Genomic DNA, 25,658 nt, shown 5'->3' on the forward strand with positions numbered 1-25,658 from the left:
TGCGAAGACAGGAGCAAGAACATGAGCAGCTCTCTGAGCGACGTCTACCAGTCGATGCCGGTGGAAGGCACAGGGCAGGCGCCGACGGAATTCGACGCCTTCACCTTCGGCCTCCCCGCTTACCCCGCGACGCGAACGGGAGAGGAGAAGCGAAACCAGCTGGTGGCCACGGCCGCCTCGTTCAAGGAACTCCTCGCCGAAAACGCGGCAGAGGCCGACCGGGCACGTCGTGTCCCCGAGCCCGTCATCAAGGCGCTGGCCGACGCGGGCCTGTTCAAACTGACGGTGCCACAGCGCTACGGCGGGCATGAAGCCGACGTCAGGACCATCATCGACGTCGCCGCCACGTTGGCGGAAAGCTGCGGATCGACCGCCTGGGTCGTCACTCTCATCAACACGGTGGCCATCGGCGTGGGCATGCTGCCGAAGCAGGCCCAGGACGAGGTCTTCGGTGCCGATCCCGAAGCGCGTGTCGCCGGTGTCTTCTCTCCGCGCGGGGAATCGCAGCGCGCCGACGGCGGTTTCCGCGTCACGGGGCAGTGGTTCTACGGGTCGGGGTCGTTGCATTCGGATTGGGTCATGGTCGGATTCCCGCTCGTCGACGACCACGGCGAGACCTACGACTTCGGGCTGGGGCTGATCCCACGCGAAGACTACGACGTGAAGGACACCTGGTTCGTCACAGGGATGAGGGGATCCGGCAGCAATGCGATCGTGGTCGAGGACGCGTTCGTTCCCGACCACCGGATCCTGCCGGTCAGCGGGGCCATCAACGGGGTTTTCCCGACCGAGTTCAAGGACGAGGCGCTTTACCGGTCCGCCTTCCACCCCGCGTTCACCCTGGTGCTCACCGGAGCGCAGCTGGGCATGGGCCGCGCCGCGCTGAAGCACGTGGTCGATCTCGCCGGCGAACGAACGATCGCGAACACCGTCTACACCCGGCAGCGGGACTCCGTCGGGTTCCAGCTGCAGATCGCCGACGCCGCGGCGTTGATCGACACCGCGCATCTCCACGTCTACCGCGCCGCGACCGAGATCGACGAGGCGGCGAGACGCGGCGAGTCACCGGGTTATCGGATGCGCGCTCGCCTCCGCTCGGACGCGGCCCGGGCGGCGACCTGTGTCAAGGACGCGCTCGATCTGCTCATCACGGCGCACGGCGCGGGCAGCTTCGCCGAATCGAGCCCGATCCAGCGGATATGGCGAGACTCGAACATCTCCCTCCGGCACGGCACCCTCGTCCCTCCGGCGTCACGGGAGATCTATGGCAAGGCACTACTGGGATTCCCCGTCGACGAGAACATCACCAAACTCCTCTGAGCGAAAGCCGCTCCGCACAGCCGAAGGAGGTCAACCATGTCCCAGCTCGCCACGCCGTCGTTGATCGACAGCGACCACTTCCGCCGGGTGCTCGGCCAGTACCCGACCGGGGTTTGCGTGATCACGGGCATCGGTCCCGACGGCAAGCCGGTCGGGATGACCGTCGGGACGTTCACCTCGGTGTCCTTGGACCCGCCGTTGGTGGCGTTCCTTCCCGGGAAGAACTCCCGGGCGTATGCCGCCATCGCCCGAAGTGGACGGTTCGCCGTCAACATCCTGGCCGGTGACCAGGTCGCGCTCTGCCGTCGATTCGCCTCGCGCGAGAGTGACAAGTTCCGCTCGGTGAGCTGGCGTCCGTCCCCGCAGGGCTCTCCCTTGCTCGACGACGCGGTGGCCTGGATCGACTGCCGGCTCGACGCGGCCTTCGAGGTGGGTGACCACGTGATGGTCATCGGGGCGGTGGAGGGTCTCGACATCGAACGCGAAACCGCGCCGCTGATGTTCTTCCAGGGCGGCTTCGGCCGGTTCTCGGCGTTGTCGGTCGTGTCCGGCGCCCTCGATGACACGGCCGCGCATCTGCGGCTGGCCGAGCTGGCGGGCCCGCGGCTGCAACGGCTGTCCACCGCCTTGGGTGTGCATGCCGCGGCGAGCGCACGCGCCGGTGATCACGTCATCCAGCTGGCTTGGGCAGGTGCCGAGGACTCCGATCTCCCGACCAACCTGGTCGGCCTCCGGTTGCCCTTCGCCGCGCCGTTCGGCCTGACCTTCGCCGCATGGGAGACCGAAGCGGTGCGGGATCGCTGGCTCGGTCGTCATATCGGCGACGCCGTGTATCGGGACGCGTTGCTCGAAAGTCTGGAACGTGCCCGGAGTCAAGGGTGGAGCGCGATTCCCGACCATGTGAAGCTGCGGGAGATCGAGTCGAGTATCGCGCGGATCGCCTCGGCGGGTCAGCTTCCGGACGCGATCCGGGAGCTCGACGCTCGCATCGTCGATTTCGCCTGCGAGTACGCCGAGTTGTCCGACGAGCGTCCGCGTGGGGTGTCGGTGCCGGTCTTCGACCGTGCCGGGCAGGTCATGCTGGCGTTGACGGTCCAGCGTCTCCCGGAAATGGATCAGGAAACTCTCGACCGGTGCCGGACGGCACTCGTCGATGTCGGGCGGGAGATGACCGCCGCGCTCGACGGAACACCACCGGCCGGCTGACCTCGACCGGATGAAATCCGCCCACTCCCACTGACATCTGGAAGGAAGATTCGTTCATGCCCCATCTGCAGCTTCCGGCGCCAACCCCGGCCATCTCGGTGAAGCCGGTCACCTTGCCCTTCGAGGGCCGCTACACCGACCTTGAAGTCAAGGTCACCGCCCCCGTGACCGGCTCCGATCTGCCCATCATCCTGCTGTCCCACGGTTTCGCCTCGTCCTTGGACGGCTACGAGCCCTTGGCGGACTTCTGGGCCGCCCACGGATTCGTGGTCATCCAGCCCACCCACCTCGACTCCAAAAAGGTGGGGCTCCCCGCCGAAGACCCGCGTCGCAAGGCGCTGTGGCGCTTCCGTGTCGAGGACGACAAGCACGTGCTCGACCACCTCGACCGGCTGGAACAGGCTGTTCCCGGCCTCGCCGGCCGCGCCGACCGGAACCGGATCGCCGTGGCCGGGCACTCTTTCGGTGGCCAGACCGCCGGAATCCTGCTGGGCTTGCACGTCACCGACGCGGAGACCGGTAAGGCCGAGGACCTGTCCGACGCCCGGGTCAAGGCCGGCGTGCTGCTGGCCACCGCGGGCCGCGGTGGCGACGCTCTGACGCCGTTCGCGGCCGAGCATCTCCCGTGGTTGCGCGAGGTCGATTTCGGCAAGCTGACCACGCGAACCGTGGTCTTCGCCGGCGACCAGGACCACAGCGCCGCGCTGACCAACCGGGGGGCGTCCTGGACCACCGACCCGTACTTCTTGAGCCCGGGCGCCGAGAGCCTGATCACCCTTGTCGGCGCCGAGCACTTCCTGGGCGGGATCTCCGGCTACGACGTCACGGAAACGACCGACGAGAACCCCGAGTACGTCGCCCTCGTGCAACGGGCCAGTTGGGCTTACCTTCGTAAGGCCCTCGGTATCGAAGAGGACAGCTGGAACGCGATCCAGGAGGACCTCGCCGAGAGCCCGCTGGCGCACATCGAGTCCAAGTAGTACCGAGCAAGGGGCGTGGGAGCGGTGACATGGTTTGCCGGGCCGGGCACCGCGATGGCCGTCATCACCAACGAACCGCATGTGCCGACGGCCATCGAGCCCACTTGCGATGTCAGCCTTTTCGAGGCGGTCCACCTGGGGAATGAAGCCATTGTCGAGGTAAGACGTGGACTGGCAATCGATCGTCCGGGAGCGATGCCGAGGCAACCGCTGTCCCCGCTACGGCGGTGTCATCGTGCGATTTTTCGCAGGCTCGGCCTGTTCCACCCCACGGCGGGCGCGAATTGCCCAGATCTCGCCGGTGGCGGCGTCCCCTTCGAGCCAGAAAGTTGTCGTCGACGAGCTGGTGAGCTGGATCCTTCTTGGCGGAGCCGGGCGGTGAAGCAGTTTCCATGCAGAGAATATTCCTGCGTTCGAAGATTCATCGAGCGACCGTTACGGCCAATTTTCTGGACGCCCTGCCGAGCAGGTGTCGTTTGTGGACATCGCCAAGGACGCGCGGTTTCGAAAGATACCTCGTAGTCGGCGTCCAGTGTCGCGAAAGCCACATTCGCGACGCCTGATGTCCCGAAAGTGGCTTTCGCGACACCGAAGCCGGCATCCAGCAAGTGCCCGAGCACGCCACAATTGCCTTGCTCTCAATAGGCGGTTAGTCACCGTCGTCCTCGTGATCGCGGGCGTCGGGACCATGCCCTGGTGCCGCGAGAGGACGGCGGCCGACGCCCGTGGACAGGACCGAGCAAGGTCAACTGCGCGTTTGTCGGGCGTTTTTGCACGTTTTCCCGGAGGGGCACGGTGCTCCAGCGAGGGATCTCCCGACGGATCGGGGTCGGCACTCGATGCGACGCGGTGACTGACGGGCCTGGGGGCTTCACTGAGCCGAACAGGTGGTGAGGCCTGCGGCGCTCCGCTGCTGCCTGGAGTCGAGCCGGCGCCCGACGAGTTCGGTCGATCATCCGTTCGAGTTTCGGGAGGAGGTGAAGCCAGAGATGGCCGGTGGTTCCACCGAGTTGCCCCCGGAGTTGCAGAAGTTCTTCCTGGTGACGTTGGGGATGCCGTGGCCGGAGGGGAACGATCAGGCGTTGGCCGCGCTGGAGCGGGCGTGGCGTGAGTTCGAGGTGGCGGCGGAGGAGTACCGGGACGCGTTACGTGAGACGGGCGTGAAGAACCTGCCGGCCGCGTTGGAGGGAGAGACCGGCAAGTACTTCTCGGCATGGCTGGCCGACGACGTGGTGTCGGGGGCCGAGGCTCTGGAGAAGTCCGCCGAAGGCCTGGCGAAGATGGCGAGGACGGCTGCGGCGGATGTGGTCAAGGCGAAGGTCATGATGATCGCGATGGCGGCGTTGGCGCTGGCGACGATCATTCACTTGCTGGCGACGTTGGTCGGTGCGGCTTTCGTGGGTTTGGCGATGTTGACCGCGCGGCAGGCTTTGATGGCGGTTTGGCGGTCGCTGGTGGCGAAGATGCAGGCGCTGGGTGCGTTGAAGTTGAACAAGGAGTTGGCGGTCCAGGTGGTGAGGGCGGCTGGGCGGGCGGCGGTTCCGGTGGTGGGGTTCGCGGCGGCGGGTGCGGGGATCATGGGTGGTTTGGATCTGTCGATCCAGTTGGGGCAGATCGTCGCGGGTACGCGTGACGAGCTGGATGGTAAGTCGTTGGTGGGGTCGTTCGTGGGTGGGGCGCTGGGGGGTGCGTTCGCGGGGTTGTTCCATGCGGGTGCGGTGTGGGTGCGTGGGGTGGCGGTGAAGGGGGCGGAGAAGGAAGCGGCGGGTCTGCTGGCGGAGAAGCTGGCGGTGAAGGGGGTGACGGCGGAGTCGTTGGCGGCGGCGGGGGATCGGCTGGTGGTGGCGAAGGAGCTGTTCCCGGGTTCGGTGCAGGCGTTGGGGCATCTCTCGTACGGGGCGGGCCAGGTGGTGATGGTGATCCTCTCCGCGCCGCCGATCAACCTGGCGACGGGATCACCACACGCCAGCGCGTGGCTGGGTGCGTTGAGCGCGTTCAGCGGTTTCGGCGGAGGACGCGGTGGCGGCTCCGGCGAGCACGGTTCCACCGGGTCTCTGGATGCGTTGATGGCGGCATTGGGTGCACTTCCGCGAGCACCGGCACTCGCCATCCCCGACACCGGAAAAATCACGGACGCCGCCGTCGGCTCTGATACCAAACCGGCCGGGGGTGCCGAATCCACCGGGGGCGGCAAGCTCCCCGGTGCTGGATTCACGACGTACGTCGAGACCACCGCCGACCCCGGCGACGGCGCGACGATCCCCGGCGAACCGCCGCCGTCGTACGCCGATGTGATGGCCGCGGACCGGCGAGGGGCTCCAAGTACGGAAAGTACGGCACGGCAAACGATGGCCGGCGGCGAAACCGGACACACGCTGGGCACCCTCTTCATTTCCACACCGGTAGCGGGTTCCGTCACCACGGACGCGTCGCCGTCGACGGCCGGTATCACCGCCGCAGCGACCGCCAGCGCGACCGGCGTAGTGGCCGAGAGTGTCCACATCGGACTGTCCGACCAGTACAAAGGCTCTTCAGGCGGGGAAATATCGGCAGGGGAACACCAGGCCTTGCCATCCAAGGATTCCACGATTTCGGCTACGCGCCCGGTGGAAGTCACCGGCCTCGTTGCCGCCACCACGCAGTCACCGAGCGGCACCATCGACGGCAAGTCCGCGATCGCGCGGTACCTGGATGGCGAGCCCGCCCCGGCGGCCACACGAGGCGACCGGGGTGCCGCCGCGTCCGTGCAGGTGGCGCGAGCAGAGGCGAAGGTCGTCGGCACCTCCAGCGGCGGGCCGAAACCCGCGGAGGACGCCACGGCGGCCACCAGTGCGAGTACCACGGCCACCCGGCCCGACGGAGAAGGTTCATCGGCTTCCGAAGCGGTGGTGGTTTCCGGACCCGCGCCGGCTCTTGTCCGGTCGGCTGAGAACGATTCGCCGTTCGCTCGGACGCCCGAGCCCACGAACGAGCATCACCATTCCTTCCTGACGTTCGCCGAACAAGGGGCACGAACTTCCGCCGACCCCGGTGGCGCGCCACCCGCCGACAGAAGTGTGATACCAGCGGCAGGCTTGGAACCGGCTGCGGAGAGCCGCTCCCGCGTAGCGGCCGAGGTGGTGACGGTTCCGCTGCCGGGCAGCGGCAATCTGTTGGGGGCAGTGGCCTTCGTGCCGCGCGCGGCCGCGGGCCCGGTCGCCGAAGCGGTGGCGCGATTGGACGTTACGCCGGGAACTTTCGTGGTCGTGGGTCGCCATCGCGATGGCCTGCTTGAGGTGCCGTCGGAAATGGGGTCGGGCGCGGTGTCGGCGCTACCGGCGTCGCTGGTGCCGTGGTCGCGGATGTCGCGTTTGCTTCTGGTGGCGTGCGACGTGACGCATCCGGTGGTGGAGTCGGTGCAGCGGTCCGTGGACGGGCGGCCGGACACGCGGAGTGTGCGGGTGACGCCGTACGCGTTGGAGGCACGCCTGCACGTGCGGGCCAACGGGACGATCGTTTCGGGGGAGCGGCCGGCGGACACGGTGGTCAGTCTCGACCCGGATTCCGATCCGGTGCCGGCGTTGATCACCGCGGAGACGGACCGGGTGCTCGTGCGGGTGCGCACCGGGTCGGACGTTTCCGCGGTGGCACGGCAGCTCCGCACGGAGGGGGTCGACCAGCGGCCGGTCCTCCGGCTGGCGGGGTTGGATTTCCGGTCGTCGGCACCGTTCGCGCAGGCGCTCAGTACCGAGCTCGGGCGCCCGGTCGACCGGCGGCCCGTCCAAGGGTGGTTTTGGATCCGGCATTTTCCCGACGGCAGGGAGCCGGTGGCACATTCCCAGCTGTTGCCGGCGGAGCGGCAAGACACGGGCGTCGCGGACGATGCCGATCAACTGGTGTCCGAGGGACTGCTTCTCGCAGATGAGGCCCTGGACGTCATCCGCCGGATGCCGCTGGGCAACGCCCTGCTGCGCAGGTTCGCACCACCTCACTACACCTGGGATGCCGAGCACGACCTGATCGATCGTGACGGTGGCAGTGTCGAGCTGCATGAGTTTGTCAACGTAGCCGAACGCTGGTTGACCGCCTGGCGGAAGACTCCGGCCGACGCCGACCGCAACGACGGCCTTCGCGCGCAGCTGTGGCAATGGAACAGGGCGGTCGAAGAACTGCGGAAGGAATGGCGAGCCTGGGCACGTCAGGAGATCCGGCGTTACGCGGAGGAAACCGATCCGCTGCCGATCGAGCCGTCGAACAGCAACTTTGTTTGGGCCGGGCACAGATTCCCGGGGTTCGCCGTTTCGGTGCGGTCGCGGATTCCCGGTGGTGACGGGACGGCGGGTCTGCCGCGAGGGTGGCGATCGAGCCCGGACAGGTCGGCTTTCCGGTCGCCACCGGCCTGGTTCCAGAAGCACGGGTGGAGTGCGGTCGCCACTGCGATCGCAGGCTCGCCCGGCGTCGACGTTCTGCACGTGGACATCCCACTGGCCAGTCACGACGACACCGCGATCATCGGGCAAGCCGCGCACCGTCTGGCGCGGCTGAGCAAGATCTTCGAGAAGCCGATCTTCGACCTGGTGGCGGCCGCGGCCGCACGGACCTCCCCGATGCTCCGGACCGAGGCCGTACCGAATCCGTACCCCTCGGTGGCGGGTATCACCGGAATCGGCGAGTACAACGCCGGCCCGCACGATCACGTCGAGTTCGGAAAAATCTTCTCACTCCACGAGAAGGAGGTCTCGTTCCGGCTGCCCTATCTCATTCGTGACCCGGGTGCGTTACTGGCGCTGTCGGACCTTTATGCAGGCCTCCTCGAGGTCGTGCTCTTCGCGCCGAGAGCGGCTGAACGCCGCATCCTCGCCGAGGATTCGGTCTATCGTGTTGCCGCCGATCCGGCGGGGGCATCGAGCAGCGCACTCTTGTTCGATCTGCTGGAGATCCTCCAACCGTCTTCGGCGGCCGAGGCGAGGCTGCTCCGGCTGTTCGCGCACGTTCCGGACGGGCACACTTTCGGCTGGGATGACATCGACCCCTCGATCGGACGAGGCAACGTCCGGATGTTCCCGGGCCCTGGCGCGGACTTCGACGGAGTTCTGCGGTCGCTCGAAGCACTGCGGGTCGCCCCGGACGTTCACCTGGTCGTGGCCGAGCGGGTAGCCGGAGGCGTGCTCAGGCCCGATGGCGGACGGCTGCCGTTCGAGGAGTTCCGGGGAATCCTGGTCGGCCGGGAGCCGGCGGTCCGGCTCGGGCAGACTCCGGAAGCGCTCGCGGCCGGAACTGTCCGAGGCCGGCTCGGTCTTGTGGTGTCCCGTTTCCCGGCCGAGCACGCCCAGGGGCTTGCCGATGATCTGGGGGTGCCCTTGCTGGTCACCATGGGCGAGGTCGTCCACGGTCCCGATGGCCGGATTCGATCGGACCGGCACTGGATCCAGTTCTGGCCGGGTGACTCCGGTGCCGTCTGGACTGCCCACGCCACGGACTTCGGAGAGGCACTGGCCCTGACACGCAGCCGTTTCCCTTCGGACGTACCTGCGCTGATGGAGTCTCTTCACTCGGATCTCGCTTCGGCGCTTCGTCACGTGACCGTCCTGGCCGATGAGACGCCTGAGGAACTGGCCGGCAGTCACGAAATCCTGCGCCACCAGGCGAACGAGCTTTCCGCCGCTGAGGCAGGAGAGGTTCCCGCGCGGCTCGTCCTCGACAGAGCGGTGGCGGCGGCGGACCTGCGAACCCAGCTGCGGGAGCTCCGAACGGACCAGCTGACCGAACTCTTCGAGGAGGAACTACACCGGTCGCTCCCAGCCGGATACCCACGCCTCGTGCCGAGTCTCCGGGCCAGTACGGTGGAGCCGCCGGCGGGAGCCGTTCAGCTGCAGCTGACATTCCCCGGTGACGCCACCAGGGACAGCGGCCGAGGTGACACCCTCGACTTGGCGGGCGTCAACTGGGCGCATGAGCCGGGGCCGGAAGGCACCCGCATTCTGCGTTCGCCACTGCAGCCGACGGTGGCGGCCTTCGCACAGCTTGATCGGCTGGCGCAGTTCGCCGATGACAGCGGCTGGCCCAGCGATGACCTCGGCGCTCAGATCCGGGTGGACGCCCAGCGGCTGCTGACGCCGGCCGAACGAGGACGGCTGCTGCGTCTGGTGAAAGCGTTCGAGGCGCCTCTCTACCGGTTCGGCGGCGCCGAGCTGGCGCTGCACGAAGCCCGGCCGGTGCCCTTGCCCGAACGCGGTGCGGAGCCGGTTCCGGGCGCGCTCACCGGCGACGGCGCCGACGTGGTCGGCTTCGAGGTCGATCACGCCACCGGGACCGAAGTGGTCCGGCTGGGATTCTGGCGTAGCAGTCTCGACCCGACGGTGCTCGTCTCGCAAACGGCGCTGTCGGTCTTGTTGATCGACGCGGCGAGGGATCCGCTGATCGACCGTGCGCTGGACGACCTGCTGCGAGCACCTCGCCTGGTCAACGATCCGGACAGCGGTGTGGCCCTGTTGGACGGCTTGGCGGACCTGCTCGAACTGCTGGACGTCTCCCACGTACTCGATTCACTCATCACTATCACCTACGCGAACAGCACGAACTGGATCGGCGGGGTGCGGACCGATCCGCACGGTGTGTCCCGGTTGGTCAGGCGGGAGAACGTCTCGATCCTGCCCGGCGCCGGCGAATCCGCCGGACAGGTCGTGGAGCGGCTGTACGCGCTCGACGCGCAGGCCGGCGCGCACCTGGTCATCGGCACCCCCGGTTCCGCCCACGGGACCGTGTCGGCGTGGAACGGGGATGAGCTGGCGGCCGAGGACCTGGCCGACGCCCTGGTGTGGTCCGTGCCGGCGCTGGCCAGTGGTCCGGCGCCGCTCGGACTCGTCGTGCCCGGCGGTGCCAGGGGGATCGCCGGTCCGCTGGCCGAGCTGTCGGAAACAGTGGTTCTCGCCACCGACGGCGACGTCCGGGTCGCGAACGGAACCGCCGTGACCGACCGGGCCTGGATCGAGTTCGCGCCGGACGGTCGTTCACGCGACACCGGCGAGGCTGACCTGGCCGTGGCGTTGCAGTCCGGATCTTCGGTGCTTCCGCTCCTTGACGGGCCCGCCCCGCGCGGCGATGTGGTGATGGCCCGGTTGCCGGCCGGGGGTGCGCTGGCGGGCTCAGTGGCGTTCGTGCGGCCCGAAGCGGTGGGGGCGGTGACCGCGGCGGTGGCGCGGTTGCAGGTCGAGCCGGGGACGTTCGTGCTGGTGGGGCGTTATGGCGCCGGCGGGTTGCAGGTTCCGTCGGGCCGATCGAGTATCGAGGCGGTGGTGGACGGGCTGTCAGGATCGATGATGCCGTGGTCACGGATGTCGCGGTTGCTGCTGGTGATGTGCGACCTTACGCATCCGGTGGTGGAGTCGGTGCAGCGGTACGTGGACGGCCGGCCGGACGCGGCGGGGGTGCGGGTGGTCCCGTTCGCGATGGGTACTCGCCTGCATGTGCGCGGCAACGGGACGATCGCTTCGGGGGCGCGGCCGGCGGACGCGGTGGAGAGCCTCGATCCGGAAGCCCCGTCGGAACCGGCGCTGGTGCGCGCGGAGACGGACCGGGTGCGGGTGCACGTTCGCGCCGATTCGGAAGTCGCCGAGGTGGCGGACCAGCTCCGCGCGGCCGGTGTCGACCAGCGCCCGGTCATTCGGGTGTCCGGTTTGGACACTCAATGGCTGCCTTCGTTCGCGCAGGCGCTGAGCGTGGAACTCGGTCGTCCAGTGGACCGCAGAACGCGCTACGGGCGGTCCTGGGTCCGGCATTTCGCCGATGGACGGCCGCCTTACGTGCTGTCGTGGCTGGGCTGGACGGGACATCCGGAGCGGCGCCTGGACGAGGTCACCGAGGAAGAGATCGAAGCGGCCGCGCGTGCTGAAGCGGTGACCGAACGCGTAACCCGAGATGCCGACGACGTCGTGGGGGAGGCGCGCGAGATCGCTGCGGAAGCGAGGGAACTGATGCGGCTCCTGCCGCAGGATCAGGGCCTGCTGCAGCGAGTGTTGCCGGCGGGGTACACGTGGGGCGACGATCTGGAGCTGGTCGACAGTGGCGGGAACGCCCACGAAGTCGCCGACGTGATCGACAGCTGGCTCAAGTCGTGGCGGGCAGCACCCGTCGACGACGGCCGCACCGCCCTCCTCCGCTCGGACCTGCGGCAGTGGCGCCGAGCTGTCGACGAACTGCGGGCCGGGTGGCGGAGCTGGGCGCGCAAGGAGATCTTGAGGTATGCGGAGGATTCCTCGTGGCCGCAGCAGACGGATGACTACCTCTACAGCGTCGGTGCCCGGTACAGCGAGTTCGCCGTCTCGGGCCGCACCCTTTACCCCGACACCCCCGCCGCCAGGATCAGCGACTGGGGGATCGATGCGGACGGCCCGCTCTTCCGGTCGCCTCCCCGGTGGTTCCGAAGTTCCGAGTGGGGGGATTTCGCGGACGTGATGTCCGGGCCGCTCGTGGTAGACGCGATTCACCTTGGTGGTGAAGTAGCGGTAGGCCCAGAAGAGGTGGCGCTGCACGACCGCACGGTGTACGACCTGGCGAGGCTCGGCAAGGTCTTCGAGGATGTCATCTTCGCGCTGGCGGCCGCCGCGGCTGGGCCGCGAGCGGCGGCGAACCCGAGCGCGGTCCTGCCGAACCCATACCCAGCGGAAGCGGGCGTCGCGGAAATCGGTGGCTACAATGCCAGCCCCAGGGATCTCATCGACTTCGCGGGATACTCTGTCGCCGGTACCACGTCGGTGACTTTCCGCCTGCCATTCCCGGTTCGGGAGCCGGCGGCGATCGTGGCTCTGACGAATCTTTTCGCAGGCCTTTACGATACCGCCATCGATTCGCCACCGGTACTCGAGAACCTCCTGCGCGAGGAGCGCAGGGCGCACGCCGCCGGAGCCGTTCCCACACCGGTCTCGCGGACCGCGCGTTTCCTGGACCTGCTCGAAGTCCTCCGCCCGTCGCCAGAGGGGCAAGACCGGCTGCTCCACCTTTTCGCGAAGGCCGAAGCCGGGCAAGACTTCGCCCGAGACGCGTCCGACGGCTCGGTGGGACAGGGCAATGTCCGGGTGTTCCCGGGCCCCGGCACCGACTTCGGCCAAGTACTCGGCACGCTCGAAGCGTTCTCGCCGCCGCGGGACACCCAAATCGTTCTGGCCGAGCGGGCGCCGGACGGTGATTCGTTGCTGCTGGCCGACGGCGGCCGCCTGCCGTTCGAGGAGTTCGTGGCTCGAATGGCGAAGCGGGACCTGGCCGGCCGGCTGGGCCAGACGGCGGAGGCGCTCGCGGACGGAAGTGTTCGCGGCCGGCTTGGCGTCGCGGTTTCCCGGCTGCGGCCGGAGCAGGCGCAGAGCCTGGCCGACGAGGTGGGGGTGCCGGTTCTGGCCACCGCCGGAGAGGTGGTCCGCCGGCCCCCTGAGGGGCTCGCTTCGAGCCGGCCGTGGGTCCAGTTCTGGCCCGGAGACGCCGAGGCGGCTTGGAACACCCGGGAACAGGGGTTCGCCGACGCGCTGGCGGCCGCTCGCAACAGATTCCCGTCGGACCAGAGGACGTTGCTGGGCAGTTTGCTCAACGAGCTTGTCGTGGTGCAAAGGCACCTGAACGTCATGTACACATACGAACGTGAAGCCGGTGAACCCTCTTACCAGCTGCTGCTCGCCGACCTGAAGGCACTGGCCCGCGCTCCGGCGGAGACCTTCGCGGCGTCCTTTGTGCTCAGCAGGATCGCGGCGGCCGAGGATTTGCGGACCCGGCTGCGGGCCACCAGGCTCTCCGACCTGAGAGAGGCCCTCGACGAACAGAGGGAGGAGCAGACGCCGGACGACAGCTCCGGACGGCTGCTGGAGGGCGTGGCCGTCACCTCTCTCGTACCTCCGGCCGGCCGGGTCGAGGCGGTGGTCGCTTCCCGCCAGGATCTGGCTGTCTCCGGGAGCAGCACCGCGGAAGAGCACGGTAACGCGCCGGACGGACGGTGGCGGCATACCGCGGGCGGCGACGGAACCTGGTCCGCCCGCTTGCCGATGCAGCCGATTTCCTCGGCTTTCGCGCACTTCGAGTCGCTGGGCCGGGAACTGGAGGCAAGGGACGTGATGCCCGAGGCGCTCGGGACCGTCATCCGGGTCGACGCCGAGGGGCTCCTGACGCCCGCCGAACGTCGGCGGCTCCTGCTCTTGGTGAAGGCGTTCGAAGCTCCGCTCTTTCGCTTCGGCGGTCCCGGCCGGCCGTCGACCGAGGCTCGGCCACCCGTTTTTCCCGAACGCGGAGCGGCGCAGGATCCGGCGACGCTGCCCGACGACGGTGCGAACGCGGTCGGCTTCGAGGTGGACCGTGCCGCCGGTACCGAACGGATCCGCCTGGGATTCTGGCGCGGCGGCTTCGAGGCCGCGGTGCTCGCCGCGCAGACCGCGCTTTCGGCCGCGCTGGTCCAAGGCGCCATGGACAAAAATCTCGACCGGCCGCTCGATCGCCGAATGCGCGAACCACGGCTCGTCAACGACCCCGTCGACGCGGACTTCACCGAGGCGGCGTTGGTGAGCGAGCTGACGGACCTCTTGGAGTTGCTTCCCGTCACCCGGGAGATAGGAACCCTCATCACCGTGGCCTACGTCGATGGTGTGAATCGGGGCGACGGGCCGCGTCCGGCGCAGTACGGGCATTCGCACCTGCTAAGGCGCGAGACCGTCACGCTGGTCCCGGAAGCCGGGACTTCGGCAGGCCGGGCCGTGGAGCAGCTCTACGCCCTCGACGCGCACCCCGGCGCGCACCTGGTGCGCGGGACACTCAGCGGCGATGGTTCGGCGCTGCGCACGTGGAACGCGGCCGAGCTGCCGATCGAGGATCTGGCCGATGCGCTGGCCGAGTCCGTGTCCGGGACAGGCGCGAAGCTCGCTTTGGTCGTGTCGCACGGTGCCCCGGCGCTCGGGGGCGTGCTCGCGGCGCGCCTCGGCACGACAGTTCTCGCTACTCGCGGGGACATCCGGATCGAGAACGGGATCGCCGTCACGGACCACACCTGGATCGAGTTCCAGCCGGACGGACGCGCTCGTGACACGTCCGAAGTGGACTTGACCGAGGCACTGCGCAGCCGCGAAGCCGAACCTGGCCTGGCCCGGCATTCGTTCCCTCTTCCGCTACGGCCGAGGGTGGCGGGCGAGGTGGTGACGATTTCGCCGGCGGGCGGCCCGCCGGGGAGCGCGGCCTTCGTCCGGCGGCCGGACGGGGTGGCGATGTCGGACGGACCGGCTGGCCCGGCGGTATCGTGGACACGGATGTCGGGGCGGCCACCGGCGTCGCTGCCGGGGGCGGGAGACGTGCTGCCCCAGCCGGCGACCATCGCCGCGCCCGGTCACGACCGGTCTGCCGGCGGGGCCGGCCTCATCCAGGACGACGTCGGCCCGGCGCGACTTCCCGCGTTCGCCGAGGTGGCCGTGAGCGAGGCCGTCAGGCAATTGTCCGTGGCCGGCCTCGACCGGGGCAACGGTGAACCCGCCGGTGTCGTCGCGGGGGCGTTCGACGACGGCGCCGAAGCCCGTGCGTGGGCCAGCGCGGTCGAGCACGAAGACCTCCGGCAGATCTGGACGGCGGGTAGCACCGCGCCCGTGCCCGCACCGTGGCAGCACCTGGCCTGGAATCCGGTGCACCTCCTGGCGTTCGGGGACGGAACGGGCTTCCTCAACGTGCGGGGCGACCAGTCGGGTTGGCTGGACGGTGCGCAGTTCGGCGCGGGCTTGGCGGCCGACGCGGTGTTCCGCCGCGCGGCCGGCCAGTACGCCGCGGCACCGCTGGTCATCACCGGGCTGTCCGGCGCGCCCGTGCGGATCGCCGAGCAGGTGCGGAGGTTGCAGGCCGCGCTACGCGGGGACGGCCTGATGCGCGACATCTATGTTGCGCCGTCCCACACCGCACTGCGCCCGGACGGTGGCTTCGAGGTCCCACCGGGACGGACGTTCACCCTTTTCAGTGCCCCGCCCCCGCGGCCGGAAGAAGTCCGCGTCGACTACCACACGTCGTCGGACGGTGAAGTCGTCATGGCTTCGTTGCCCTCGGCCGATCACCTCGACCAAGGTACGTGGGCCTCGCTGCTCACCGACGAGGCCGAGCGCACCTATTACGAATGGGCCACGCCTTACCAAGAGGACGATGGGTACGACTCCGACGGGATCGCCGCCGACGGCAGTCGCCTGGTCGTCCAGCGTGAGACCCCCTGGGCCCGGCTCGGTTCTCGACCCTTCTATTTGGCGGGCGGGGGGAACGCGAACGGCTTCCAGGCGGCATTGTCACCTCCAGGAGGTGACACCTTTGCGGCGGATCCCCGGTTCATGCACGATTTGATCATGTCCCGGGGGCTGCTCGCCAACGTTCCACCTCGTCGGCGCGAAGGCTTGGCACTCCTATTCTGCGATGTGGGAAGCGGGGGCCGGGAGAGTGTCGGCGTGCGCCTGATGGAGCTGCTGCGGCCGAGCCTGGGCACGCACTGGGCGGGCTTCGCGGCCACACGAGCGATCGTGCTCCCGACCCTCGACCACGAGGTGAACCCCATGGTCATCGAAAATAGTGGCCAGTTCGTCGTCTACTTCGCCGCGAGGAGGGCGGTCCAGGCCTATCGTGGCGCGGAAGCGGACTGAGCCGCCGTTCCCGCGTTTCCGGGCTGAGGACCCAGGTCAGCAGGAGATCGAGCGCCCGATTGATCTTGGGTAGATCTTGATTGTCGCTGGTGATGATTGTCGCAGGTCGCACACTTGGTAGCCCTGACCGACGAGAGTGGACCGGGCTTCCAGCCTCCACTATGGACACTTGCAGCCGACCGAATGTCTGATTTTGTGATTTGACGGGCGATTCAAACACGGGGTCGCGAGTGGTCCTCCCGCACGCGACACGCCACCTTTGACTTTCTCTCAAGAACCCGAATCGTCACGCACGCCCCCCGCGATAACCGGCCATAACGACATCAATCGGTCGCTCGATCGGCGCGTGATGTCCCTTGTGGACGGCATTCCCGTGAGCTTGTTCAAACCCCTGCCGCATGGGACGCACTCTGGTCGTGAGCAAGTAAGGACGACCTGCGTGGCCGGGGCGGGTCGGTGGTGGGTGAAGGAGGCCTTCGTCGCGGTCACTCACCCGCGTCGACCATCTCGTAGTCGGCGTCCAGTGCCGCGAAAGCCGCTTTCGCGACACGTTCGACAGCCGTAAGAGCGCTGTGGGTCAGGTGGTCGTGAGGGGAGATTCGGGTTAGAACCCGAATCTCCCCTCATAACGTGGCATTGGGTTCAGGCACGCATCAGAATGAAGTCGCCGTGCCCGCCGTAGCCGAGGACGTCCTCCGCGTACTGAGTGCCGTCGAAGGTCGGTAACCACCAGCGGCCGCCGATCCGGACGAGCATCGGATGCGGGATGTTGCTGCCGTACGGGGCGTTCAGCGTGCCCAGCTTCCGCATGCGAAGGTCGTAGACAGGGTATTCGCGCGCGTCGCCGTCGCTGGCGAACAGGTACCAGCGCCCGCCGACCCGCTGCAGGATCGTGCCCTCGGTCTGGCCGACGGAAAGATCGGCGCCGAGCAAGGTGAGGCCGCTGTCGTAGTCGGCTCCGGGGGCCGCGGCGGCGAGTGCGGGATGGAAGACGAAAGACGGTTGCTGCGCCGGGCTTTCGACGAATGCCAGGTGCCAGCGGCCGTGGATCCTGGTCAGTGCCGGGTCCCATGAGCTGACACCGGTGGGCAGCGCGAGCCGCCGGGTCGGCAGCACGTGCACGCCGGACAGGACGTCGGCGTGCGTGGCGGTGTGGCGCACGTGGACACCGTTGAAGGCGAAGTCTCCCCAGGAACTCATGAGCAGGATGAACCGCCCGCGGGCGTCGTCCCGGACGATCTGGCCGGCGTGATCGCCGAGTACGACGCCGTCGCGCTCGAAGAACAGATTCGCGACCTGCTCCAGTTTCGCCGGGTTCGCGAGGTCGAGGGTCCAGACCGCCCAGTGTGCCTGCTGGAAGAAGCCCAGTCCGGCGTTGGTCATGGTGAGGTAGAGCTTGCCGTGGCGGATGTAGGGCCTGCCGTCGGCGTGCTGCACGACGTGCGGGTCGCGGACACCGGCCTGTCCGTAGTAGCCCGCGCGGACCCTGCCCAGCCGTGTGCGGGAGCGGGTTCCGTAGGCATAGCCGAGCTTGCCGAGCACAGCGGGATCACGCAGGTCGATCCGGGCCCGGACCTGGTCCCGTTCGGTCAGTAACGGTCGCCAGCCTGCTCCCGTGTCGGCCAGGACGGTAACGGCGTTCTCGTTGATGACCACGGCGAAGCCGAAGGGGCCGCGCAGATCCGCCTGCGCGGTCTTGACCACGGTCGATCCGCCGCCCGTGGTGATCTCGATGCCCACTTGCCCGGTGGTGGCGTCGTAGGTGCCGAGAACCGAGACACCCGCGCCCGCCAACCCGGCGACGACCTGGCCGGTTTCCGGTACTTCGACGGTCACGGTCGCGAAGGGGGCCCTCGGCCGCACGCGGGTTTCGGCCAGCTCGCCCGGCCGGGCCCGGATGTCGAGCTGGACGAATTTCGGTGCTATCAGGTCGAACGGCCGTGCTCGCCTCTCCACCGAGAACTCGAGGTCGAGCGGGCTTTCGCCGGAGGCTTCGGCGGTTCCACCCAGCAGGCTCGCCGTCGCCCCTGTCACGCCCAGCGCGGTGAGGGCGCGCAGTGCGTCGCGTCGGTCGAAGTCTTGTCCGGTCATCGTGGACCTCCGGTGGTGGGACGGCCGAGGCACGCACCGGTTCCCGGGGCCGTGGCCCGGGTCACGGCGGCGCCAGTCTGCAACGTGGGCATGCCGCGTTGCAAGACTTTGTCCCGCGGTGGAACGAAAAGAGCGTGCTGACTCCGAAACTGCGAGACGTGGCCGAACACGCCGAGGTGTCGGTGCGGCGGTGTTCAAGGGAAATCGATTCGCCCATACCTCGCCGAGTTGGCCGCTCGGACAGTGCGCCTCGCCGGGAAGCGCGGGCGGACGGTGCTCATCGGTCAGACCGAGGAAGAGTCCGAACGGGAGAAGCTGTTGCCGCAGAGGAGCGCGGCCAGCTGGTCGACGGTGCTCGTCGGCCCGCGGGTGATCTCGCCCGCCGACCTGGACTCGCACACCGACACCGTGCCGCTTCACCGACGAGCTGACGCTCGGTGCACCGCGTGTCGTCCGTCCAGTCACGCGTTCTTCCGCGAACTTCCCGGAAGCTGACCGTCCTCGGACAGAGACGCCATGAAATCGGCATGTATGGCGAGGACCGCTTCGGCCAGATCCAGCGGGGGGAACGGCGCGGGCCAGTCCACATCGATGGAGCGGGCACGCCGGGGCGCGGGCGCGCGCAGCGTGACCGGGATGATCGTTTCTCCCAGGTACTCCACCGGCTTTCCGGCCCGGGGGGCCAGGAGGTCTCGCACTTCGGGGGGCAGGGAGACGGTTACGAACCCGTGCCCGAAGTACCGGTTGATCGTCACCGTGCGCACCCGCTCGCGAAGTCGTGGCGTGTCGGCGAGGTAACCGAGAGCGGCGGACCACACGATCTCGGGAGTCTCGTGCTGGTGTACCAGATCGAGGATCTCGATCAAGCGAAGATCGCCTTGTCGGTTCGCCAGTTCACGCACCAGGGTCTGCACCGCCTTGGCCGCCAGCAAAGTCGTGCCTTCGAGGTCGGCCGCCGCGATCCGGGGCCGCTGAACCTCGACACCCACACCCGGCACCCAGCTGGCGCGAGAGGTCGGTTCGGAGCCGGTCAAGGGAGGGAAATCACCGAGTCGCGCTCTGAGTTTGGGGAACAACTGGGGACCGGTGCGCCACATGACCGAGTTGCGCCGGGGAAGCCCGAGTGGACTCGCGAACCATTCCTTGGGCCTGGCCGCGAAGTCAGTGGGGAAGACATCCACTTGAGCCCGTTCGTAGCTCGCCGCGAGCTCGCACAGATAGACCCAGGCCATGTGGTGTCCCTTGGCTGTCGCCAAGCCGCTGTTGCTGTTCGAAGTAGTCATCTCCCCGCTCAGGGAAACTCGCTGCCGGGCGGTGACGGCGAACCCCTTCGGCTGCGCGTGCACGTGCTGCAGGATCCGTGGATCGAGTACCTTGTCGTCACCGTCCAGGTAAAGCCCGCCGAAGCGGGCGAGGATCTCGACCCTGAGGCTGTCTGCCGCCTCGACATAGCCTCGCGTTGTTCCCTTGGTCAACTCGGCACGGTAGAACGGATCCAGTGTCATCGGCGACTCGGCGTTGAACACCTCGTCGACGTTGACCAAGATGATGTCGTTCGTCAGCGCCCAGCGTGCCATTTCCCGTTCGCCGGCGAATTCCTCGCTGAGCGGGTTCGCCCGGGCGGCTTCGAAGCGGCTTCGCGGCACGTCCGTCCACAACACCGCTCGGCCGGCCAGCTTCCTCGCCGAGACCGCGAAGCCTTGCTTGAACAGCCCGGTTTCCCCGCCATCGGCCAAGGGGCAGCCCAGCCAGATCCCGTGCAGAAGTTCCGGGGTCTCCCGCCGTGCGGGCAGGGTTTCGGGATCGAGCCCTTCGCGTTCCCAGAACTGCCTGTCGGCTCGCGTCCATGCCGACACGTGGATCTTGGCGCTTCCCTCGGCAAGGGCCTCGGGCGTCAGCGCTTCCGCGTCGGGGAATGGGCGAGTGAGATCCAGCCGGGTCAGCAGAGTGACTCCTTGTGCCGCGCTCAGCTCGTCATGATCGAGTCCGCTGAGGGCGTCCAGGACATCGGGTGTCCGGCCGAAGCCGAAGAGATCCGGGCCGAGCAGGGGGTGGAATGGACGACGTCCGTCGACGGCGGCGGACATCGTCAGCAGTTCGAGCAGATCGCGGATCTCCGCCACCGTTCCCGGTGGCGCCGTGGGGAGAACGCCGAGATGGGAAAGATGTGTGTGCGCCGGTGCTTCGCCGTAGTGCTCCGGGCCGAGGGTAAGGGTGCCGGGCGGGAGACCGGCGGAGGTGGCCGCGGTGGAGAGGCGGCCCGCGGGGGTGATGTGGATGGGGCCACCGGGATGGGCGAAGGTCACGGTGAGGTGGTGAAGTGTGGGGTGGCTGCGAATCAACTGTGCCAGGTTCGTCTGGTCCTGTGGCGTCAGGTGACAGGTCCAGAGCTCGAGATTCGTGACCGGGGCCAAGAGGGCGAGTCGGGTGGCGAGGTCGGCTGGGAGATCGCCGATGAGGGAGAGGAGCTGACCGGGGTTGTGGGGGATGGTGGTGCCGTGGGGACCGGGGACGAGGAAAGAACCGGTGTCGTGCGCGCGCGGTGCGATGATGCGCAGGGTGCCGGGAAGCGGGGTGGGGAAAGCGTTCAAGAGGTTGGGGGAGTAGCCGTCGGCCACGAAACCGATCCCACCCGGGAACGGCACAGCCCATACCGGTTGGCCGAAGGAGGTCAGCGGGACCGAGGCGCTGCCGTGTAGCGGCTGCTCGGCTCGGATGGCGAGGAGGGTTTCGGCGTGGGCGCGCAAGGCAGGTGCGGGACCGGTTATGTGATGGACCCGCATCTGTCGCACCAGTTCGTTCACCGGGTCGGCGCCACCGGCCAGGTAGCGGGCGGCGTCCCCCAAGATGATCCGCCCGCTCCGCTGCTGGATATCCGGTGTGTTGACCGCCAGATCGGTGGTGAGCTCGGGAAGCCGGTCGCCATGGCGGTCGGCTTCGGCGATGGCGGAAGTGACCACGGCGGTCAGTACCGCGTGATCACCGGTGACTCCCTCCTCTCCCAGCCGCACGATGAGTGCCGCGGGGTCGGCGGACTTGTCCGCCCAGGCCACGGCGTACGCCAGCCTTCCTATTGTTTCGAGATCGTTCGGCCGACCGGCATCCAGGGAAAAATTCAGGAATCGCCGGACCGGCTGTGGGTTCAAAACCGCCATGGCAGCGTCGACCCTGGCTTGCCGCACTTCCGGGTTCTGTTCCTCCGCGGCGGCGATCGCCTGCCTCCGGGTTTTCGCCGCATTGGAGATCTGGTTGGTTTGCCCCTGGATATTGTGATCGCGCAGGCGTGCTGTCATCAAAACGAGGTCGAGGTCGGGTTCCGTAACGAGCAAAGCGTCTATCACGGCATGAGCATCATCAAGGTGTTCAGGTTTGGACAACGACAAGAACGGGGGACGGCGCCGGTTTTCCTCAGCGATTACCATGACGCTTTCGGCGCTCTTGACAAGTTCCCTGAGGTCGGTGAATCCGGCTTGTTCCGCGCGGCGCGCGATCTGTGCCGGGTCTTCCTGAGGGTGGCCGACCGCCAGAAGCCACAACACGGCGGCAAGGTGGTCCGGACTATCGAGATCGGCTGGTCCCTGACGCACCTGGCCGTGATAGGTGGGATGCCAGGCCGACCCCTCGGTTCGGGCTTGTGCCTTGGCATCGCGGATCAACGCGCCGAGGCCGGGCTTCTCCAGGACGCCCTCGTGGATCAGATGCCGGATCAACGTCTCGTCACTGAGCATTCCCCGTTCCGCAACCACGTTGCGGGCCAGTTCTCGCAGGGAATCACGGTCTCCGTCGATGGTGAGATCGAGGTGGCGTTCGCGGTAGGAGATGGGGCCGAACAGCAGGTCCGGATGGTTCGCGGTGATGGTACGCAGGGTGTCGGATGGGACTTGCCGCGCGGAAACGGCGATATTCTTCAGATCGTCCTGAAGGCCGGTGATGTGCCGCATTCGCATGTGATTGACCAGCTCGTTGAGCCGGTCGGCGTGGCGCAAGCCGGGTGTCGCGAGCAGAATGGCGGCGGTACGGGCCTGGATGGCGTCCGCGTGGCCGGGATTCCCGGCGGAGAGGAGTTCGAGCCGGTCACCGTTTCGGGCGGCCTCGGCCACCATCTCGGTGACGAGCCTGCCCAGGAGTTCGCGTGATCCGGCGACACCGGCGCCGGCCAGCCGGTCGGCGATCTCGTCGGGCGTGGCGTCCTTGTCCGTCCAAGCCACGGCGTAGGTCCATTGCCCGATCAGTACGCGGTCGCCCGGGGCATCGACATCCAGAGACCGGCCAAGGAACTTCGGATTGAGCCGCCCGGCCAATCGCGCACGTGCGGTGGCCACGTCGAGAGTGTGGTCCGGTTGCCGCAACCTGGCGTCAATGAATTTTTTAAAATCGTCTTTGTCTCCACGGATGCCGTGTTCATTTCTGGCGAGTTTAACGAGTGCGGTGGCTGTGAGGCTGGAGTTGGTGACGATCAGCGCGTCGATCAGCCCACGGATTTCGGGCAGGTCTCCGACTTTGGAGATCGATAGAAAACGGTTTCGACGACCGTCCGCTTCAGCGGCCATGAGGGCCTGCTGAGCGAAGGTGTAAAGCAAATCGGCTGACCTGGCGAAGCCCGCTTCCCGTGCGTAGCGCGCGAGCGCGCCGGCCGTGACGTTAGGCTGATCGGCAGCCTGCCAATACAGCCAGACGGTGAGGGCGTCAGGATTCTCCGGAGAGAATTTCCCCAAGCGTGGCTCGCCCCGGTATAAGGGTTGCCAGAGCTCGCCCCTCTTCTTCATCGCTTCGCGTTGCGCCTGAAAGTCCGCCCTGAAGACCTTGGTGTCTTTGGATTGGATGCCCTCTTTCGTCAAGTGCGTTAGTAGATTCTTGATTTCCACGTCACCGTGCTGATGAATGAGCTTGGTGGCCAAGGCGCTGCGCCACTCCGGATCGTCGAGGTGGACCGCGGGCTTCGCCGGGCCTTTGCCCTTGGGAGCGAGGGTGAGGGTCCCGGGCGGGAGGCCGATGGAGGTCGCCGCGGTGGAGACTCGGCCTCGTGGGGTGATGTGAACAGGCGTGCCGGCATGGGCGAAGGTGAGGGTGAGGTGATGGAGGGCAGGGTGACCACGGAGGTGTCGGGCGAGGCGCGTCCGGTCGCGTGGAGTGAGGTTGCAGGCCCAGAGTTCGAGGGTGTCGACGGTGCGCCAGGGGGCGAGGGCCGTGGGCAGGTTCGCCAGAGCTTCGGTGAACTGGCGGGAGCGGTGGGCGAGAGGGCGGCCGTGGTCGCCGGGCAGGAAGTAATGCTCGCCGGCGTGGTGATTGACGATCCGCAGCACACCAGGCCGTGGTTGTGGGAAGGCGTTGAGGACATTGGGCGCGTACTCGTGGCTCACGAACGCGACCCCACCACCGTTGGGCAGCGGAACCGTCTGGAGTGGTCCCGTTGGGAAGACGACGGGAATCCCCGCCCAAGGCGCGGGTACGGCCGGGGTGCCGGGGGTGGCAGCCGCGTGCACGACGGGCGCGGTGGTCGCCGTCTCCGGGGCGGTGCCGGTGAGGAACGGGACGACGCTGCTCGGCGGCCCGTGCGTCGTGGCGGAAACCGTCTCGATCTCACCATGGGCGAGGCGGGGCGGGGATCCGGCGGCGGTCACCGGTGGCACGGAGGTCCCCTGCGCGGTGACGGCTCCGGCGCCGTGAGGCCGTGACGAGGAGACGTCCTGGCCCGCGTTCCTGGCTGGAACAGCCGAATCGGACCGTGTTTCGCCGGACGCGACGGTACTCACCGCCAGGGTCGCCTGGCTCGCGCGGGCGTGAGGTGATGCCTGCGAGCCGCTACTGGCCACGGGCTCGCCCGGTGGGCTTGTCGCTGCACCCACCGCCATCGCCGGATCACCGGCTGGGACGGTCCCGGCCGGAACGGCAACGGGGGCGAGCCAGGTCGTCGGTGTCGATACCTCGGCGACGGCCAGGGGCTGCACGCTTCGGCCCTCGGGCGCACTCACGACACCGGTGACCTCGGCCCGACCGGTGCTGTCACCGGGCACGGCCCCGGAGACGGTGGTGACGGCGCCGACAGTGGGGGTGGTGTCACCGGTGGCGGACCCGGGCGACGAGCCGGCGACGGAAGCGTACGCGGGTGCGGCGTACAAGGCGCCGATGGCCTGAGGGCTCGTGGTGTACGCGGGGCTTTTCTCCTCCTGCGGGGCCGCTTGCCCGGCAAGAGCCGCCGAGTAGGGCGGCAGGGCCTCCGCTTTCGCCGGAGCGCTTCCTGTCGCGTCGATCGCGGCCTTGTCGCCGTGGATGGTGAGTGTGGGCGGGGGTGGCGGCAGGAGGGCGTCGAGGGTGAGGGCCGGGGTGCCGAGGCTGGGAGGGGTGGGGGAGCGGTGACCGCCGCCGTGCGTGGACAAGGAGCCGAGGATGCCTAACAAGGGGTTGCCGGCAGGAGCTCCGAGGGCGAGGTTGATGGGGACCGCGAAGGTCAGGGTGGTCTGGACTTGCCCGAGGCCGTAGGCGAGGTTGCCCATGGCGGCGAGGGGGCCTGTGATCGCGTCGCCGACCTGGCCGGCCGTGACCCCCTTGACGGCCGAGCCGGGGACGAGTTCGTCGAGGAGTCCCGGACGGACGTCCAAGCGGTCGCGCAAGGTGAGGGCGGTGCCGCGGATCAACCCGGCTCCGGCGTGGAAGAGGCCGGCGAATGCGCCACCCAAGGCTCCGCCGGCAAAGGACGAGGTCAGTGATCGGGTGTCCCAGCCGTCGCGGTCCCCGTCGGCGATCTGCCGGGCCTGGACGCCGAAATCGGTGCCGCCCATCAGCGCGGCCCCGAAGCCGGCGAACGCGGCGGCCTGGGTCGCGGCTTTCCGAGCGCCGTGCACGACGGCGGCGACGGTCAGGTTGCTCAGCCGCTCGACGAGTGCCCGCCAGATCGCGGCGAGCGCGACCCGGGCGGTGGTGATCACCACGCCGGCGAGCGCGGCGAAGATCAGTGTGGCCAGCAGGTGCAGGACCGAGGCCAGGGTGAACGCGGCGAACACCACGAACATCACCTTGGTCTTGTACACGTCCGCTGCCGCGTTCTGTGCCATCCGGGCCAGCTCTCCGGACGCTTCGGCCAGACCATCGAGGCCCTTCGGCACCAGAGCTGTCAGGTATTCGCCGAAGAACTCACCCGTCTCGCCGGTCAGTGCCTCCGCCGCGGCCACCCCGGCCTCGCCCACCGCGTCTTCGTAGATCGTGACGGCTGCCTCGAACTCCGCCCACGCCCGGCGCAACGCGGTCAAACCCCGGTCATCGCTCTCCGGCCACGACAAACCCAACGTGACTTCGAGGAAGCGCCGTACGTCCGAAGGGATGTGCACGGCCCCATCCCCCACGATGACGGCACCCTTTCTGTCAGACACGTCAGCAGACCGGGTTCAGTCTCTAGCCGAACCTGGCCGGCCATCCGGCAGGGAAGCCGAAAAACTCAAAGCAGAGGGGATTGCCC

6 protein-coding genes are annotated in these 25,658 nt (G+C 68.3%); 4 read left to right on the forward strand and 2 right to left on the reverse strand.

Going from position 1 to position 25,658, the window contains the following annotated elements; translation table 11 throughout:
* The first annotated feature begins 21 nt into the window (after positions 1 to 21).
* The 4 genes from DMC64_RS20450 (at position 22) to DMC64_RS20465 (ending at position 16,114) form a co-directional block, all read left to right on the forward strand.
* Positions 22 to 1,320, forward strand: coding sequence for an acyl-CoA dehydrogenase family protein (locus tag DMC64_RS20450; RefSeq protein ID WP_233629734.1), 1,299 nt, complete (start codon positions 22 to 24; stop codon positions 1,318 to 1,320).
* Between the two features lie 36 nt (positions 1,321 to 1,356).
* On the forward strand, positions 1,357 to 2,526 hold the full coding sequence (locus DMC64_RS20455) for a flavin reductase (RefSeq protein ID WP_125734785.1): 1,170 nt from the start codon (positions 1,357 to 1,359) through the stop codon (positions 2,524 to 2,526).
* 56 nt (positions 2,527 to 2,582) lie between these two features.
* Entirely contained in the window at positions 2,583 to 3,506 is a 924-nt protein-coding gene (locus DMC64_RS20460) for an alpha/beta fold hydrolase (RefSeq protein ID WP_125734786.1), read from the forward strand.
* A gap of 989 nt (positions 3,507 to 4,495) precedes the next feature.
* Positions 4,496 to 16,114, forward strand: coding sequence for a hypothetical protein (locus DMC64_RS20465; RefSeq protein WP_125734787.1), 11,619 nt, complete (start codon positions 4,496 to 4,498; stop codon positions 16,112 to 16,114).
* Between the two features lie 642 nt (positions 16,115 to 16,756).
* Here the strand turns inward: DMC64_RS20465 and DMC64_RS20470 are convergent.
* Both DMC64_RS20470 and DMC64_RS20475 read right to left on the reverse strand, forming a co-directional pair.
* Positions 16,757 to 18,205 (reverse strand): hypothetical protein, encoded by a 1,449-nt coding sequence (locus DMC64_RS20470; RefSeq protein ID WP_125734788.1) that lies wholly within the window; start codon positions 18,203 to 18,205, stop codon positions 16,757 to 16,759.
* Between the two features lie 461 nt (positions 18,206 to 18,666).
* Positions 18,667 to 25,530, reverse strand: a complete 6,864-nt coding sequence (locus DMC64_RS20475) for a hypothetical protein (RefSeq protein ID WP_125734789.1) — start codon at positions 25,528 to 25,530, stop codon at positions 18,667 to 18,669.
* Positions 25,531 to 25,658 lie beyond the last annotated feature (128 nt).

Source organism: Amycolatopsis sp. WAC 04197, assembly GCF_003947475.1.
Lineage (GTDB): Bacteria > Actinomycetota > Actinomycetes > Mycobacteriales > Pseudonocardiaceae > Amycolatopsis > Amycolatopsis japonica.

Excerpts from the sequence above, each read along its gene's own strand:
- DMC64_RS20460 (WP_125734786.1), top strand. The coding sequence starts at position 2,583 with ATGCCCCATCTGCAGCTTCCGGCGCCAACCCCGGCCATCTCGGTGAAG.
- DMC64_RS20465 (WP_125734787.1), top strand. The coding sequence starts at position 4,496 with ATGGCCGGTGGTTCCACCGAGTTGCCCCCGGAGTTGCAGAAGTTCTTC.
- DMC64_RS20450 (WP_233629734.1), top strand. The coding sequence starts at position 22 with ATGAGCAGCTCTCTGAGCGACGTCTACCAGTCGATGCCGGTGGAAGGC.
- DMC64_RS20470 (WP_125734788.1), bottom strand. The coding sequence starts at position 18,205 with ATGACCGGACAAGACTTCGACCGACGCGACGCACTGCGCGCCCTCACC.
- DMC64_RS20455 (WP_125734785.1), top strand. The coding sequence starts at position 1,357 with ATGTCCCAGCTCGCCACGCCGTCGTTGATCGACAGCGACCACTTCCGC.